Origin of the sequence: Streptomyces sp. NPDC016845 (assembly GCF_044332585.1) — a bacterium.
Lineage (GTDB): Bacteria > Actinomycetota > Actinomycetes > Streptomycetales > Streptomycetaceae > Streptomyces.
The window spans coordinates 260,795-276,099 of record NZ_JBIRPI010000007.1; the positions used below are offsets into that span (position 1 = coordinate 260,795).

14 protein-coding genes and 1 tRNA gene are annotated in these 15,305 nt (G+C 73.7%); 6 read left to right on the forward strand and 9 right to left on the reverse strand.

The window, feature by feature from the left end; all coding sequences use genetic code 11:
* Positions 1-153: 153 nt before the first annotated feature.
* From ACH4RC_RS20735 to ACH4RC_RS20765, 7 genes are all read right to left on the reverse strand, one after another.
* Positions 154-227: transfer RNA gene (locus ACH4RC_RS20735), tRNA-Lys, on the reverse strand.
* The gene (locus ACH4RC_RS20740) at positions 218-850 is read right to left on the reverse strand and encodes a bifunctional DNA primase/polymerase (RefSeq protein ID WP_398202803.1); all 633 of its coding nucleotides are present in this window, start codon (positions 848-850) and stop codon (positions 218-220) included. Before ACH4RC_RS20740 ends, ACH4RC_RS20735 begins: the two co-directional genes overlap by 10 nt.
* A 160-nt stretch (positions 851-1,010) precedes the next feature.
* On the reverse strand, positions 1,011-1,367 hold the full coding sequence (locus ACH4RC_RS20745; protein ID WP_398202806.1) for a hypothetical protein: 357 nt from the start codon (positions 1,365-1,367) through the stop codon (positions 1,011-1,013).
* Positions 1,368-1,477: 110 nt separating this feature from the next.
* Complete coding sequence (locus ACH4RC_RS20750; protein ID WP_398202807.1) at positions 1,478-2,836, reverse strand: AAA domain-containing protein; 1,359 nt, start codon at positions 2,834-2,836, stop codon at positions 1,478-1,480.
* A 2-nt stretch (positions 2,837-2,838) separates the two neighbouring features.
* Positions 2,839-4,431, reverse strand: a complete 1,593-nt coding sequence (locus ACH4RC_RS20755) for a hypothetical protein (protein ID WP_398202810.1) — start codon at positions 4,429-4,431, stop codon at positions 2,839-2,841.
* Complete coding sequence (locus ACH4RC_RS20760) at positions 4,428-5,609, reverse strand: hypothetical protein (protein ID WP_398202812.1); 1,182 nt, start codon at positions 5,607-5,609, stop codon at positions 4,428-4,430. The genes ACH4RC_RS20755 and ACH4RC_RS20760 overlap by 4 nt, the downstream gene beginning before the upstream one ends.
* Positions 5,536-6,474, reverse strand: coding sequence for a phosphatase PAP2 family protein (locus ACH4RC_RS20765; protein WP_398202814.1), 939 nt, complete (start codon positions 6,472-6,474; stop codon positions 5,536-5,538). Before ACH4RC_RS20765 ends, ACH4RC_RS20760 begins: the two co-directional genes overlap by 74 nt.
* A 277-nt stretch (positions 6,475-6,751) precedes the next feature.
* Here ACH4RC_RS20765 and ACH4RC_RS20770 point away from each other — a divergent pair, with 277 nt between their 5' ends.
* Positions 6,752-7,351: a histidine phosphatase family protein gene (locus ACH4RC_RS20770; RefSeq protein ID WP_398202816.1), complete on the forward strand. Its 600-nt coding sequence runs from the start codon at positions 6,752-6,754 to the stop codon at positions 7,349-7,351.
* A 202-nt stretch (positions 7,352-7,553) separates the two neighbouring features.
* Here the strand turns inward: ACH4RC_RS20770 and ACH4RC_RS20775 are convergent, their stop codons facing one another.
* Complete coding sequence (locus tag ACH4RC_RS20775; RefSeq protein WP_398202819.1) at positions 7,554-8,975, reverse strand: tetratricopeptide repeat protein; 1,422 nt, start codon at positions 8,973-8,975, stop codon at positions 7,554-7,556.
* 346 nt (positions 8,976-9,321) lie between these two features.
* On the opposite strand from ACH4RC_RS20775, the gene ACH4RC_RS20780 reads away from it, so the two are divergent.
* Together ACH4RC_RS20780 and ACH4RC_RS20785 are read left to right on the forward strand one after the other, a co-directional pair.
* Positions 9,322-9,771: a hypothetical protein gene (locus ACH4RC_RS20780; RefSeq protein ID WP_398202822.1), complete on the forward strand. Its 450-nt coding sequence runs from the start codon at positions 9,322-9,324 to the stop codon at positions 9,769-9,771.
* Positions 9,772-9,844: 73 nt separating this feature from the next.
* Positions 9,845-10,783 (forward strand): spermidine synthase, encoded by a 939-nt coding sequence (locus ACH4RC_RS20785; RefSeq protein ID WP_398202824.1) that lies wholly within the window; start codon positions 9,845-9,847, stop codon positions 10,781-10,783.
* 23 nt (positions 10,784-10,806) lie between these two features.
* Here ACH4RC_RS20785 and ACH4RC_RS20790 read toward each other — a convergent pair whose 3' ends face one another.
* On the reverse strand, positions 10,807-11,367 hold the full coding sequence (locus ACH4RC_RS20790) for a hypothetical protein (RefSeq protein ID WP_398202962.1): 561 nt from the start codon (positions 11,365-11,367) through the stop codon (positions 10,807-10,809).
* Between the two features lie 186 nt (positions 11,368-11,553).
* Between ACH4RC_RS20790 and ACH4RC_RS20795 the strand changes: the two genes are divergently transcribed.
* The 3 genes from ACH4RC_RS20795 (at position 11,554) to ACH4RC_RS20805 (ending at position 15,260) form a co-directional block, all read left to right on the forward strand.
* Positions 11,554-12,273, forward strand: coding sequence for a response regulator transcription factor (locus tag ACH4RC_RS20795; protein WP_398202827.1), 720 nt, complete (start codon positions 11,554-11,556; stop codon positions 12,271-12,273).
* Positions 12,270-13,658: a sensor histidine kinase gene (locus tag ACH4RC_RS20800; RefSeq protein WP_398202829.1), complete on the forward strand. Its 1,389-nt coding sequence runs from the start codon at positions 12,270-12,272 to the stop codon at positions 13,656-13,658. The genes ACH4RC_RS20795 and ACH4RC_RS20800 overlap by 4 nt, the downstream gene beginning before the upstream one ends.
* Positions 13,659-13,808: 150 nt before the next feature.
* Entirely contained in the window at positions 13,809-15,260 is a 1,452-nt protein-coding gene (locus tag ACH4RC_RS20805; RefSeq protein ID WP_398202832.1) for a cellulose binding domain-containing protein, read from the forward strand.
* Positions 15,261-15,305 lie beyond the last annotated feature (45 nt).

The window sequence follows — 15,305 nt, forward strand, 5'->3', positions numbered from 1 at the left end:
TCTGTGCGCCGCCAGGGACTCGAACCCCGGACCCGCTGATGCTGCGTCTCCCGGGGGCGACCCCCGGACCCCCGGCCGGTGGCCGGGCGTCGGTGCGGGCCTGCTGGCCACGTAAAAAGCCCCCCGCTTCCGCGAGGGGCTTCTCACCGTCTGTGCGCCGCCAGGGACTCGAACCCCGGACCCGCTGATTAAGAGTCAGCTGCTCTAACCAACTGAGCTAGCGGCGCCTGCTGACGTCGTAGACCTTAGCATCCTGATCGGCGGCAGGAAAAATCGATATGCGGACGGCGGTGTGCGCGCCGGTGCGGGCGGCTCGGACGCAGGCCCACAGGAGGACCTCGGGGCCGGGCAGCCAGGGGTGGCGGGTGTCCGGGGCGACGACCCAGCGGGACTCGGGGCGGGGCTCGCAGGGCGTCGTGGGGGCGGGGACGGTGACCGCGTCCCCGGTGCCGTGGCAGAGCAGGGGCGGCACGGCGGGGCCCCACTCCTCCCAGCGCAGGAGCGACGGCAGGCGCTGCGCCGTGCCCGGAGCCGTGAAGAGGAGCATGCGGCCACGATGGGAGGCGACGGGGCCGGAGCCGGGCCCCTCGTCCCAGAGGCGGTCTAACATCCGCCGACCGAAGATCGCGGGGACGTTCACCACGTCGAAGACCGAACCGCAGGGCAGCACGACGGGCGCGCTGGGCCGGGACCGCCAGTGGGAGAGCGTGGAGCGCGGATACGTTCCTGCGGAGGCGAGCCATGCCGCGCCGTCCGGGGTGACGCCGGTGACGTCATAGGCGTGGGGGCTGTCGGAACCGTCGCGGGGGGTGCCGGGGACAGGGGCGAAGTGGGGGTGCGCGGTGTTCATGTACACCACCTCTACCGGGGGTGAGGGGGCGGCTCCGCAGAGTTGCCGAAAATTGGGACAGGGGAGAGGTATGCGGAGTATCTTGCCCCTCTGGCATATGCCCAACGATCTTTACGGCGCAACGGTCCCTACGGGGCCTGACCCGGCCCGCGACCACGCCTCACGGCGCCTGCTCCGAACCGCTGCGCAGCAGGTCACGCCCGAACTCGACCATCTTCTTCGCGTAGTCCTCGGTCCAGCCTCCGCGCTCCGCGATGTCGGCCGTCGTCAGCCGGTCGAAGCGGCGCGGATCGGCCAGCTGCGCCGCCGCGACGGCCTGGAACTCCACGGACCGGTCGGTCGCCGCGCGGAACGCGAGCGTCAGCTCGGTCGCGCGGGCGAGCAGTTCACGCGGGTCCTCGATGGACTCCAGGTCGAAGAAGTGCTCGGGGTCGCCGACGGCGTCCGCGGGCTCGAAGATCAGCGGAACGGGCCGCAGCCGTTGTTGCGGGGTACGGGGCCCCTCGGGCTCCGCCATGGTGGTTCCTCCTCGTGCCGGTTGCGGCCCGCCCTGTGCCCGGGCCGCCTTCCATTGTCCGACGGAGCGCAAGTGCGCCTCCGTACGCGCCTCCGTACGCGGGAGAGGCGCTACGGCGTCCACGCCACCCGGTGCTCGGAGAGGCGCGCAAGGACCGAGTGGTTCGCCTCCCAGCCGTCGGGGAACTTCACGTCCACCCCGAGCTGCACGGGCTCCGTCGACGGATGCGCGTCGAGAAGGTCCGCGACCCCGGCGCGGCAGACGACGACGCAGGCGTGCCGGTGCCGTGACGCCAGCACGCACAGCCGCCCCGTCTCCAGGTGGAACGCCGTCGCGTCCGGCCGCCCGGAGAGTGGATGCAGCACGACGGTCACGTCGTACTCCCGGCCCTGCAGACGGTTCGCCGTGTCCACCGTGACGTCCCGTACGCCCAGCCCGGCGAGGGCGGCGCGGACCGCCGCCGCCTGGTCGCGGTGCGCGGTGCCGACGCAGATCCGGTCGGCGGTCAGCGGCGCGGTGTCGTCAGGGCCCCGCTCGGAGCGCGTGACGCCGTCCCGGTCCAGGAGGCGCCGTACGACGAGCGCCACCGCCCGCACCGCCTCCGGATCGGTACGCGGCGTGTGCGCGGCGGGCAGTTCGAGCAGCCCCCAGCCGGCCTTCGCCGCCTCGTCGATCACCCGGTCGGGCCCCGAACCGTCCGACGCCACGCCGAAACCGAGCTCCCGGTCGCCCTCGTCCGTACCGCTGCGGAACTGCGTGAACGGATAGAACGCGCTCGACACCAGCGGCGCCGCCGACGCGGGCAGCCGCCACGACACCGGAAGGCGGTGCTGCGGCAGGTCGGGGTTGTGCGCGAGCAGCGTCGACACCGCCGACGCCGACGGGTCGTACGACAGACCCGCCCACTGCTCGGAGCCGACGATCGCGAACGGGTCGAGCTGGCCCGGGTCGCCCACGAACAGCGCCCGTTCGAACAGCCCGGCCACGGCGAGCAGCGCGTCGGAGCGCATCTGGTACGCCTCGTCGACGATGGCGTGGCGCCACGGCCCGCCCGCGTCGGCGACCTTGACGTGCGCCCACTTCGCGGCGGTCGACAGGACGACCGGCAGCGGCGCGAGATCGCCTGCCTTGGCCGAGGTGCGGACGTTCGGCAGATCGTCGAGCGCCTTGTCGTACGCGTCCGGGTCGCTGCTGTGCAGCCGGCCGACGGGCAGCTCGGGGTTCTTCTCGTGCAGGCGCAGGACGAGGTCGTCGACCTGGGCGTTCGTCTGCGCGACCACCATCAACGGGCGCCCCGCCTCAGCCAGTTCGAGCGCCGCCCGCACCACCAGCGTCGACTTCCCGGCGCCGGGCGGCGAGTCCACGACGACCCCGCGGGCGTCGCCGTGGAGCGTGTCGCGCAGGATCGCCTCGGTCGCGCGCGTGGCGGCGGCCGACGGGCTGAGCGACGCGGGGTCCAAAGGCGTCACGGTCACAGGATGTCCTCCGAGGTCACGGCGTCCGGCAGCGGTGCGGTCACATCGGCGCCGGGCGGGCCGCCGTGCGTCCACGGCGTCTCCTCCGGGTCCGGCAGCCTGGGCCCGCCGCGCTGCTCATGTTCGAACAGCGTCCAGCACACCCGGTCGCCCTTCCGCGGCAAGGACCCTTCCTCCGGCTCCTTGCCGCGCCCCATCTTGTCGAGCACGCGCAGCACGACCGCGCCCCGCGCCTCGCTCTCGTAGGCCACGAACTCGGCGGTCTGCGGCTTCCCGTCGAGCGAGCGGTACACCTTCACGCGCTCGCCGAGGTGCGGCCGGTCGTCGGTGCGGACCGTGACCAGCGGACGCGGCCGCTTCTTGTCGTTGTACGCCGCCACGACCTCGGTCACCTCACCCGCGAACGCCTCCCCGGACAGCCGCCGCCCCGCCATCACCAGCGGATCGTCGAGCGCCTCCTGCGCGTCGAGCCTGGCCTGTTCGCGCTCGCGCGTGGCCAGCTTGTTCGCCGCGGTCACCGCGTCGTCGCGGCGCGGCTGCGGCGGCTCGCCCGCCGCCACCCGGTCGCGGTGCCCGGTGAACGACCAGCGGTCCCGCGTCCAGCGCTCCGCCGCGCGCGGCCCCTCGGGCAGCGTGCACAGCAGGTCCAGGCCCCGCCACACCGCGTCCCAGGTGGGCCGGGTGCGGGACTCGACCAGGCGGTGGATCTCCCGCTCGGCGGCGGTCAGCTCGGCGAGCCGCCCGTCGGCCTCGACCGCGTCCTCGGCCGCCGCCAGGCGCGTACGGGCCCGGTCGTAGCGCTCGATCGCCGGTGCGAGCAGCTTGTTGTCGAAGGCGGGGTCGGTGGCGGGCCCCGCGGGCGGGCACAGGAGCTGGCCGTCCGGGCCCCGGCCCAGCTCGGCGCGGAGCGCGGCCTCGGCGCCCGAGCTGCCCCCGGGGGCGGTGATCCAGGCGAGCAGCGCGCCCAGGTGCTGGTCCTCCAGGCTGGACTGGCCGGTCGCCCAGTGCCGGGACAGCAGGTCCGTCATGGCGAGCAGCAGCGCGGAGCCGGGCACGCGCGCCCGCTCCCCGAAGTGCGTCAGCCAGCGCCCGAGCAGCGGCACGTGCGGCGGCGCCGGGTACGGCGTCTCCGGGTCCTGCTCGGCGGTGCGGCGGAACCGCATCGACCGGCCGAGCAGCCGGACGAGGTCGATGCCCGCGCGGCTCGGCACGATCAGCTGCGGGGCGTCCGCGCACAGCTCGACCTCGACCTTGACCTTCTTGCCGGTCTCCGGGTCGGTCTCGCTGCGCTCGGCGGCCTCGACCTCGCCCGCGAACCCGTCGACGTAGGGCAGGACCGTCTCGGCGAGCCGCGTGAGGAACGCGAAGCGCAGGTCGCGGTCGCGCGGCTGCGGTACGACCAGGAGGCGCGGCGAGGTGCGCTCGGTGCCGACGAGGGCGCCGAGCGGGGCGCCCGTCTCACCCGCGGTCGTCAGCGGCACGAGGACCAGCGGCTTCTGGGAGAGGTGCCGGTGGCGGACGGTGGCGATGGGCTGGGCGCGGCCCGAGCTGGTGGCCTCGAGCCGGGCGAGGTGATTGATCAGGCTCACCGGGCCGCCCCCTCGAACGGCTCGGCCGCCCCGGCGAGGCTCAGCGCCTCGGCCCGCAAAGCCGCCGCCCGGCGCAGCGCCGCCACGGTCGGGTCGTCCGGATCGCCCGTCTCGCCGTGGGCCGCCGCGAGCACCGCGTCCACCGTGGTCAGGCCGCCCAGCTCGGCGCGGAGCGCCCGGCCGAGCGACGTCACCGCGCCCTGTGCGCGGGAGCGCGCGCGGCAGTGGAACGCCAGCTCGCACGCGGCCAGGCACTCCGGCGCGTACGTGGCGGGCACCGACTCGACCGCGGCGGTCAGCTCGGCGGCGGGCCGGTCCGGGTCGAGGACGGTGCCGGGCGGCAGCTGCGCCGCGATGTCCTCGATCCGGGTGAGACGGCGCAGCTGGCGGCGCGTGACGGAGAGCTGCTTGCGGACGTCGACGGCGGAGGCGGCCGGGAGGTTGGAGAAGTCCTTCGGGCAGACCAGGACGGCCCGCTCCCGCACGCGTACGCCACTGTCGGGCAGCCGGGCCGCGACCTCCTCCAGGGCCAGCACGTACACCGCCGACTGGCGGGCCGCCGCGCCCACCTTCGCCGCGTCCGCCGCCCCGTCGATCATCGGGAAGGACTTGATCTCGACGACGGTCCAGGAACCGTCCGGGTGCACGACGACCGCGTCGGGCTCCAGGAAGGCGGGGCTGCCCGCCACGTCGAGCGCGAGCATCGGATGGTCGAGGAACGTCCACATGCCCGGGGACTCCACGGCCTCCCGCAGGGCGAGCGCGGTCCGCGCGGTACGGCCCTCGGGCCCGGCCGCCGACAGATCCGGGGCCCGTACGAGACCGGGGCTCGGCTCAGGCGCGTCGCCGTCCACGCGCGCGTGGACGAGGCGCAGCAGCTGCGCGCCGCCGTCCGCCTTCACCCGTGCTTCGAACACATTGCCGCGCGCCAGGGCGAACTGGGACTGCCCGAACCCGGAGGGCGCGCCGAGCGCGTCCGCGAGCTTGGCCTTGTCCACCCCGGCACCGTCGAGCAGCGCACGTCTGTCGCACCCCGGGTTCGCCGCGAGCGCCGCCAGGGCGCGGGCATCGAGCGGGCGCGGCTGATGGTCGGGGCCGCGCAGCTCAGCGAGCCGGTGCCGCAGCCCCGTCACCGGTGTCGTGCGCGGCGGCCTTGCGCTGTCGGGGTATTCGCTCACCCGCCGCAGTCTGGCACTCCCCACTGACAATCGAGGAACGAGTGGCGGAAGGGGCGGCGGGAGCGGCCCCGACCCCGCTCGCGATCACCGTGTTCGCCCGGTCCCTGATCCGCGCCGCGACCCGCATCACCGGCTTGGTCAGCAGCAGGCCCACGCCCATCACGGCGGCACCGGCGAGCGCGTCGAAGAAGTAGTGGTTGGCCGTGCCCATGACGACGATCGTGGTGATCAGCGGATAGGCGACACCGGCGGCCTTGGCGTACGGGCTGCGGCCGTTGCGCCACAGCATGATCCCGCACCACAGCGCCCACCCGACGTGCAGGCTCGGCATCGCCGCGTACTGGTTCGTCATCCCGCCGAGGCCCTTGGGCGCGCTGGCCGCGCCGCCCCACCAGCCGTACGAGCTGTACTGCGCCATCGTGTCGACGAACCCGTGGCCCGCGCTCAGCAGCCGCGGCGGACACGTCGGCAGCAGCGTGAAGCCGATCAGGCCGATCAGCGTCGACGTCATCAGCCAGGTCCTGGCCGCCCGGTACAGATGGGCGCGGCGCCGGAAGAGCCAGATCAGAATGGCCGGGGTGACCACGTAGTGCAGGGAGGCGTACCAGAAGTCGGCCGGGACGCCGAGCCAGGGCTCACGGGTGAAGAGACGGTTCAGCGGGTGTTCGAGGTTGAGGCCGACCACTTTCTCGGCCCGCAAGATCGCCAGACCGTGGTCGACCGCCGTGCTCACATCGCCCCGGGCGAGCAGCCGGCCCGCCGAGTACGCGCCGTAGACGAGGAGGATCAGCGGCAGCTCGGTCCACCACCGGAGCCGGACAATGGGTGTCGCCTCCGTGCGTGGTGCGTGGTCGATCTGCGACATTCGGGCCGCTCCCCCTCTTCCTCGTCCGGCGGCCTCCGGCCACATTGCCCACCCTAAGGTGTACGAGGGGCGCCGCGTGGCTGACCCCTGACCCTCGTAGACGTCGAGATCAGCGACCGGGTTGCCCGAGGAGCGGTCCCCAATCCGGTTACGCGATGATGGACGGGGCAGCGCCGCCTCTTCGTCCCTTGTTCACCCCGTACGTCCTGTAGCCCCGTCGCCCCGGTCGCCCCGTGGCTCGCAGCTCCGTACGCATGCAGTCGTGAAAGGTCCCCTCATGGCACCGCGCATTCTGTTGGCCCGGCACGGACAGACCGAGTGGTCCCTGTCCGGACGGCACACGGGCAGGACGGACATCCCGCTCCTCGACGAGGGGCGGCGCGGCGCCAAGCTCCTCGGTGAGCGGCTGCACGGCGCGCCCCACGACGGCCTCCCCGGCGCCGAGGTCCGCACCTCCCCGCTCGTCCGGGCCAGTGAGACCTGCGAACTCGCCGGGTTCGGGGAGCGGGCCACCGCCTGGGACGCCCTCATGGAGTTCGACTACGGCGCTTACGAGGGCCTCACCCCCGCCCAGATCCAGGAGCGGCGCCCCGGCTGGTTCATCTGGCGCGACGGCGTCCCCGACGGCGAGACCCTCGACCAGCTCACCGCCCGCGCCGACGAGGTCGTCGCCTGGGCCCGCTCGGCCGACCGGGACGTCCTCGTCTTCGCCCACGGGCACATCCTGCGGACCATCGCGGCGCGGTGGCTCGGGATGCCGGTTGATTTCGCGGCGCGCATCCGGCTCAACCCGACGTCGTTGTCGGAGCTCGGGTGGGCTTATGGGGAGCCGGCGCTGGTGAGCTGGAACGAGACGGGGCACCTGGCGGTGGGCTGAGCGGATACGCGTTCGCGCCGTTGCGGGTGCTTGAGCGTCAGCGACCTCGGCTCTCGTCGTGGCTGGTCGCGCAGTTCCCCGCGCCCCTGGAGCATGCGGCTTCGCCGCAGCCCCATGAAATGGCGCACGCAGTGCGCATTTCGGGGGCGCGGGGAACTGCGCGCTCAGCCACGACGAGAGTCGCGGTCGCCCCACCGGACGGTCACCGGCGTGACGTCGCGTGTTCCTCCAGGAACCCCGAGACCCCGCCCGACCGCCGATGGGGCAGAAGGACGCGCGCCGTCGCGCCGAGCATCGCCTCGATGCGCGACGACCGGACGTCCCGGAGCAACCTCAGAGCCCGCGAACCCGCGGACGCGGCTTCGTCGGGGCGGCCCGCGCGCGCCAGGTCGTCGGCGAGTTCGGCGGTGTAGAGGGCGATGTTGCGGGTGAAGTGCGGGTCCTGGAGGGCGACGGCGCGGCGCGCGTGCTGGGCGGCGCGGTGCCAGGCGCCGAGCGCGGACCAGCACTGGGCCTCCAGGCCCTCCAGTTCGGCCTCGCCGTAGAAGGTCATCCAGTCCGGGTCGGCGTCGGCGGGGCCGCGGGCGAAGAGGGCCTGCGCCTGGGCCAGTGACCGTTCGCAGGTGGCGCGGTCGCCGAGCCCGGCCCAGCCGCCCGCCTCGCGCAGCGCGAGCAGCGAGAGCAGCCGCGGCGACCCGAGCGGCGCCGCCACCCGCATCGCCGCCTGCGCCGCCCGTACGGCTTCGCGGGGGCGCCCGGCGTCGCGGGCGAGGAACGCGGTGTTGCAGAAGGCGTGCGCCTCGAGCGCATCGTCCCCGGTCATACGTGCCGTGGCCAGCGCCTCCGCGTAATGGGAGCGCGCGTCGTCGAAGCGGCCGGAGTCGTGGGCGAGCCAGCCGACGGAGATCGCCAGCTCACCGGCGCCGGCCTGGAGCCGGTCGGTGACGTCACGCCGGGCGGTGCCCGCGTCGAGCAGTTCGAAGGCGGTCCGCAGGGGTTCCGCGGCCCGCCGGTAGAGGCCGTCGGCGCCGTGCCGGTCGTCGTGGAGCCGGATCCGCAGGATCGCGTCCTCCACGGCGCGGGCGCCGGTGCGCGCGGAGTGACGGTCGAGGGGACGGTCGAAGGCGGCGTCCCCGGGCACGGCGGCGGGCGGCGCGGCGAAGGCCGGGGCGCCGAAGGGGGACAGGGTGGTGACGGCGACCGTGGCCGTCGAGCCGGTCATGCCGGCCATGAATGCGCGACGCCGCACATCGCTCTCCTCATGGTGCGTGTGCTCAGGAACTTCGGGGCTTCCGGGGGCGCGGGGGCTCTCGGCGTCGGGGCGCGCGCTCCGGCCCCGTACCGAGGCGCGGGGCGCGAACCCCAGATCCGTGAGCGAGCGGCCGGGGAACATGTGCAGGAACACCCGCTCGTACGCGTAGTTGGGGCAGCGGATGGCGCCGGACTCGACGCGGCCGATGTAGCGCGCGTCGCAGCTGACGCACTCGCCGATGTCGCGGGCCGCGCGCCGCACGGCGGCCGCGAACTCACCCGGTGAACGCGGGCCGCGCAGTCGCCGGAAGGCGAGGTTCGGCCGCGGGGAGCGTGGCGCCGGGGTGTCCGGGGCCAACGGAGACGACGTCATGGGCGGGTCCTCCCGTGCGAACCGTGCCGGACACCGGAGAGGCCGTGGATCGTGGACCCCGGGTGCCGGTGACGCCCGCGGGCCGGTCCGTGACCTCTCATGTCCGGCGAGGCTCGAAGATACCGGCTGTCACGGTGCCGACACACAGCGTTTGCCTACAAACCGGATATCTCACCCTTGATCTGCCATGAACTGCCATCCTTTGCGGCGGCGCGCCGCCGTTGCCGTTGACTCCGCCGAGCGTTGGACCATGTGGCGAAACCCCAACCGGCACCAGTGCCACGTACGCGAGAAGCGAGGAGGGGCCGACGTGTTGGACGCCTCACAACCCACGACGCCACAGCCCGTGCCACAGCCCGTGCCACTGCACACGCCGCAGCCCGCGCCGCAGCCCGCGCCACTGGCCGCGCTGCTGGCCGACGAGCACGCGGGGCAGCCGCCCGGCGCCTGCGACCTGGTGACCGTCGGCTCGCGGCAGGGCCTCGAGGCCGTCGACATCCTGCGCCGTGGCAGCGCGGACCCGGTCGGCCCGGTCCTCCACGACGGCGGCGGCGACACCCTCGGCTTCCTCGTCCCGCCCGGCACCGCCGACGGCTGGGACCTGCCCGGCAGCGCCTGTACGCAGACCGTGGGGAGGGGCCTCTCCCTCGCGCCGCCGGTCGAGGGCAGCGGCTGGCTGCTGCCCCCGGAGCCCGCGGACACGGGCGAGGGCGACCTGGTCACCGACCCGACCGTGCTGCGCGCCGCGCTCGACGAGGCGGCCCGGCTCATCGAGGCCGCTGACAACTGCCGCTGAGCCGTTCCCCTGCATCTGTGAGCCGTTCCGCCGCCCGTGAGCCGTTCCGTCGCCCGCCACGGATAATGGCGGAATGGCGAGGTCACGCGGCAATCAGGGGCGCAGCAAGGGTGCGAAGGGAACTCCGAAGGGCAGTCCGCAGGGAAGCGCGAAGGAGAGCCCGAGGAGCGGCCGGGCATCTCGCGAGCCCGTCGTGCGCGACGTCGACGGCGGCCTCGCCGAGCTGATACCCGACCGCGACCGGCCGTCCGGCTGGACGCTGCTCCTGGACGGCGCCCCGCAGTCGCACGTCGACCTCGCCGACCCGGCGCACCTCTCCTTCGAGTACCAGCGCCGCATCGGCCACGTCCTCGACCTCGCCGCCGACCCCGGCCGCCCCGTGCAGGCCGTGCACCTCGGCGGCGGCGCCTTCACGCTGGCCCGCTACGTCGCCGCGACCCGGCCGCGCTCCACCCAGCAGGTCGTGGAGCGGGACGGCCCGCTGGTTCAACTCGTACGCGGCGAACTGCCGTTGGATGCGGGCGCACGTATCCGGGTCCGTACGGCGGACGCGCGCGAAGCGCTCGCCAAGCTGCCCGACGACTGGGCCGACGTGCTGGTCGCCGACGTGTTCAGCGGGGCCCGCACCCCGGCCCATCTCACCACCACCGAGTTCCTCGGCGAGGTGCGGCGCGTGCTGCGGCCCACAGGCACGTACGTCGCCAATGCCGCCGACGGACCGCCGCTCGCCTACCTGCGCGCCCAGATCGCCACCGCCGCCGCCGTCTTCCCCGAACTCGCGCTGATCGCCGACCCGGCCGTGCTGCGCGGCAAGCGGTTCGGCAACGCGATCCTGGTGGCCTCGGGGCTGCCCCTGCCGGTGGCGGACCTCACCCGGCGCGCGGCGGGCGACCCGCACGCCGGACGGGTCGAACACGGCCGCGCCCTGCTGGACTTCGCGGGTGGCGCCGCGCCGGTCACGGACGCCGCCGCGAAGGCTTCACCCGCGCCGCCGCCGTCCGTCTTCCGCTGAGCAGCGGCCACACCCAGCGGCGTTCAGTACGTCGCGATCTCCACGGACGGGCGGTGGTCGTGCCATGTGCAGAACGCCGACACCCGCTGCTCCCCGGACGTGAACTCGACCCGGATCCAGGTCGTCTGCTTCCACACCTGCACCGACCAGCCGCTGCTCGGCGTCGCGGAGACCAGCGTCGCCGACGTGTCCCCGAGGTCGAACACGGCACGGCCGCCCGCGGTCTCGTAGCTCTTCACGTTCCCGGACGAGGCGGTGCCCGGCGGCGACGAGGAAGCGGTCGCGGGCGGGGACGACGGGGACGGCGGGGTGCTTCTCGACGCCGACGGCTTGGGGGACGGATCGGCCGAGGGCTTCGCGGACGGGCGGGCCGATGTCGCCGACGGCGACGACGGCTCCGGGCGGCGCGTCGACGAGGAGACCGGCAGCGCCGAGTCCGACGCGTCGGCGGCGACCACCGGCAGCGCCCGCGGCGGGTCGTACGCCGTGCCCGACATGACCGTGTGCACGCCCCACCACGACAGCGTCACCGCGGCCCCGGTGGCGAGCAGCCACGCCACCGAGTGCACGAGGCCGCGGCGCACCGGGCGCGGGGCCCGGGGAACGTCCAGCGGTTCGGGCGGCGCGGGCGGCGCGGGGGGCGTGGGCCGGGTCGGTCGCGTCGGTTGCATCGCGGGCCATACTGCACCACACCCCGCGCACCTGTCCCACGTGGCCCGCGGTCACCCGGGCGGGGACCGGGATCAGCCGTATGGCGTACGGTGCGGCCCATGGCAAGTGTGCTCGTGGTCGAGGACGACCAGTTCGTGCGCTCCGCCCTCATCCGGCACCTGACCGACGCCGCGCACACCGTGCGCAGCGTCGGCACGGCCCTGGAGGCGCTGCGCGAGGTCGCCCATCTCCGGTTCGACGTGGTCATCCTCGATCTCGGTCTGCCCGACCTGGACGGGGCGGAGGCGCTGAAGATGCTGCGCGGCATCACCGACGTACCCGTGATCATCGCGACGGCGCGGGACGACGAGGCCGAGATCGTCCGGCTCCTCAACGACGGCGCCGACGACTACCTCACCAAACCCTTCTCGCCCGAGCACCTGTCCGCGCGGATGGCCGCCGTGCTGCGCCGCGCCCGCTCCAGCGCGAGCGCCGAGCCGCCGTCGCGGATCCTCCGGGTCGGCGGCCTGTCCATCGACCCGCTGCGCCGCCAGGCCGAACTGGACGGCGCGCGGCTCGACCTGACGCGCCGCGAGTTCGACCTGCTCGCGTTCCTCGCGGGGCGCCCCGGCGTCGTCGTACCCCGCAAGGAGCTGCTCGCCGAGGTGTGGCAGCAGAGTTACGGGGACGATCAGACCATCGACGTACATCTGTCGTGGCTGCGGCGGAAACTGGGTGAAACGGCCGCGCGACCGCGTTATCTGCACACGTTGCGGGGTGTCGGCGTGAAGCTCGAACCGCCGTACGCCGGGCCGGCGCGTCCGGGGTCCGCGCCGTGAGGTGGGCGCTGGTCAAGGTGTGCCTGGCGGTGACGACCATGGTGGTGGTGGCGTTCGCCGTGCCGCTCGGACTCGTCATCAAGGAGATGGCGCGCGACCGGGCGTTCTCCAGCGCCGAGCGGACCGCCGCCGCCATCGGCCCCACCCTCTCGATCACCACGGACCGCGACGAACTCGCCCGCGCGCTCGCCACCGCGCAGACCGGCGGCGAGGACCGCATGTCGGTGTACGTACCGGCGGCGGGCGACAAGCCCGAGATCCGGCTCGGGAAGCAGCGGGTCCCGGCGGACGAGCTGGACATCAACCGCGCCAGGATCGACGACGTGCCCGGCGGGTCGGTCTGGCTCCAGCCGATCGCCGTCAGCACCGGGAAGATCGCCGTCGTCGAGGTGTACGTGCCCGAAGCCGAGGTCAGCAATGGCGTGACCACCGCGTGGGTCGTACTCGCCGGCGTCGGTATCGCGCTCATCATCGGCTCGGTCGCGGTGGCGGACCGGCTCGGGGTGCGGATGGTGCAGCCCGCGCAGCGCCTGGTGAGCGCCGCCCATGAGCTGGGGGAGGGACGCCTCGGCGCGCGGGTGCCGGAGGACGGCCCGACGGAGCTGCGCCTGGCGGCGGTCGCCTTCAACTCCATGGCGGACCAGGTCGTACAACTCCTCGCGAACGAACGGGAGTTGGCGGCGGACCTGTCGCACCGTCTGCGCACTCCGCTCACCGTCCTGCGCCTCAACGTCGCCTCACTCGGGGACGGCACCGCCGCCGAGCAGACGCGCGTCGCCGTCGCGCAGTTGGAGCGCGAGGTCGACACCATCATCCGTACGGCGCGGGACGCCAAGCCGCAGACCGCCGCGGCCGGTCCCGGCGCGGGCTGCGACGCCGCCGAGGTCATCCGGGAGCGGATGGACTTCTGGTCGGCGCTCGCCGAGGACGAGGACCGCAAGGTGCGGGTCGCCGGGGTCGACCGGCCGGTACGGATCCCGGTCGCGCGGGGCGAGCTGGTGGCAGCCCTCGACGCGCTGCTCGGCAACGTCTTCCGGCACACGCCCGAGGGCACGGCGTTCGCGGTCGACGTGCACAGCGGTGAGGACGCGGTGATCGTGCTCGTGTCCGACGCGGGCCCCGGCATCCTCGACCCGGAGGCGGCGATGGCCCGCGGCAAGGGCTCGGGCAGCGACGGCTCGACCGGGCTCGGCCTCGACATCGTGCGCCGCCTCGCCGAGTCCACCGGCGGCGACGTCCGCATCGGCTCGTCCGTGCTCGGCGGCACCGAGGTGCGGATCTGGGTGCAGCTCCATGGGCACGGCCCGCGCGAGGGGCGGCGCGGCAGCCGTGGACACCGGGGCGGCCGGGAGCGCAGGGGCCGCGCTGCGGCCGCCCATCATTAACCGCTCCCGATCCCTTCCTTAAGCCAACCCTAAGATCCACAACTGCCGTCCCGCTTGCCCGGATTGACGGTTTCGGGGCCGCTAGCGTGCTGCCGCAGTACCCCACCCCCCTCGTACGTACTTTTCCGTACAGCTAAGGCAGGCACGCGAATGAGCAGCACGCACCGGCGCAGGGTCAGCGGCAGGAACAAGGCGATAGGCGGCATCGTCGCGGCGGCTGTCGTGGGCGGCGGCGCGTTCGTCTTCGCGTCCAGCGCGTCGGCGGCCTCGGTCGGGGCCGCGTACACGAAGACCAGCGGCTGGTCCGGCGGCTACACCGGTCAGTACGTCATCACCAACGACACGGACAAGGCCCAGTCCGGCTGGACCCTGGAGTTCGACCTGCCGTCGGGTGCCAAGCTCAGCTCGCTGTGGAACGCCGAGTCGAAGGTCAGCGGTTCGCACGTCACCGTGGTCCCCGCGTCCTGGGACAAGGAAGGCATCGCGGCCGGCAAGTCCGTCACCGTCGGCTTCGTCGTCTCCGGCGACGCGGACCCGACCGGCTGTCTGATCAACGACGCGAAGTGCTCGGTCGAGGGCGGGGAGGCGACGCCGGAGCCGAGCGGGCGCCCGACGGACGCGCCGACGCCCACGCCCACGTCGTCATCCCCGACGTCGTCACCCACGTCCGAGCCGACGGGATCACCGTCCACGGGTACGGGCACGACCGCAGGGGCCGGCTTCGCCCCGTACGTCGACACGTCCCTCTACCCGAAGTTCGACCTGGTCGCCTCCTCCAAGGCCACCGGCGTCAAGGAGTACAACCTCGCCTTCATCACGTCCGGCGGGACCTGCGCCCCCAAGTGGGGCGGCGTGACCGACCTCGCCGCCGACGAGGTGGCCGCGCAGATCGGCGCCCTGCGCGCCGCGGGCGGCGACGTGCGCGTCTCGTTCGGTGGCGCGTCCGGCACGGAGCTGGGCCTGGCCTGCTCGTCCTCCGGTGACCTCGCGGCGGCGTACCAGAAGGTCATCGACCAGTTCAAGCTCACCAAGGTCGACTTCGACATCGAGGGCGCCGCGCTGCCGGACACGGCCGCCAACACGAAGCGGGCCACGGCGATCGCGACGCTCCAGAAGAACAACCCGGACCTGAACGTCTCCTTCACGCTGCCCGTCATGCCCGAGGGCCTGACCTCGGACGGCGTGAACTTCCTCAAGAACGCCAAGGCCAACGGCGTGTCGACCGACCTCGTCAACATCATGGCGATGGACTACGGCGCCTCGTACAGCGGCGACATGGGCACGTACGCCGAACAGGCCGCGACCGCGACGCAGGCCCAGATCAAGAGCGCGCTGGGCCTTTCGGACGCGGCTGCCTGGAAGGCCGTCGCGGTGACCCCGATGATCGGCGTCAACGACGTCACGTCCGAGATCTTCAAGGTCGAGGACGCCACGCAGCTCGTCTCCTTCGCCAAGGCCAAGGGGATCGGCGGCCTCTCGATGTGGTCCGCCACCCGCGACAAGCAGTGCCCCGGCGGCGCCACCGACTCGGCCCAGCCGACGTGCAGCTCGATCACCCAGGACGCGAACGCGTTCCAGAAGGCGTTCGCCGCGTTCAAGTAGGCGAGTGAGCCAGTAAGCCATCTCGGACAACGGGGGCCCAGCCCC

Bases quoted from the DNA above. Each gene is read 5' to 3' on its own strand.
- ACH4RC_RS20740 (WP_398202803.1), bottom strand. From the start codon at position 850: ATGAACACCGCGCACCCCCACTTCGCCCCTGTCCCCGGCACCCCCCGC.
- ACH4RC_RS20745 (WP_398202806.1), bottom strand. From the start codon at position 1,367: ATGGCGGAGCCCGAGGGGCCCCGTACCCCGCAACAACGGCTGCGGCCC.
- ACH4RC_RS20765 (WP_398202814.1), bottom strand. From the start codon at position 6,474: ATGTCGCAGATCGACCACGCACCACGCACGGAGGCGACACCCATTGTC.
- ACH4RC_RS20770 (WP_398202816.1), top strand. From the start codon at position 6,752: ATGGCACCGCGCATTCTGTTGGCCCGGCACGGACAGACCGAGTGGTCC.
- ACH4RC_RS20775 (WP_398202819.1), bottom strand. From the start codon at position 8,975: ATGACGTCGTCTCCGTTGGCCCCGGACACCCCGGCGCCACGCTCCCCG.
- ACH4RC_RS20785 (WP_398202824.1), top strand. From the start codon at position 9,845: ATGGCGAGGTCACGCGGCAATCAGGGGCGCAGCAAGGGTGCGAAGGGA.
- ACH4RC_RS20795 (WP_398202827.1), top strand. From the start codon at position 11,554: ATGGCAAGTGTGCTCGTGGTCGAGGACGACCAGTTCGTGCGCTCCGCC.
- ACH4RC_RS20805 (WP_398202832.1), top strand. From the start codon at position 13,809: ATGAGCAGCACGCACCGGCGCAGGGTCAGCGGCAGGAACAAGGCGATA.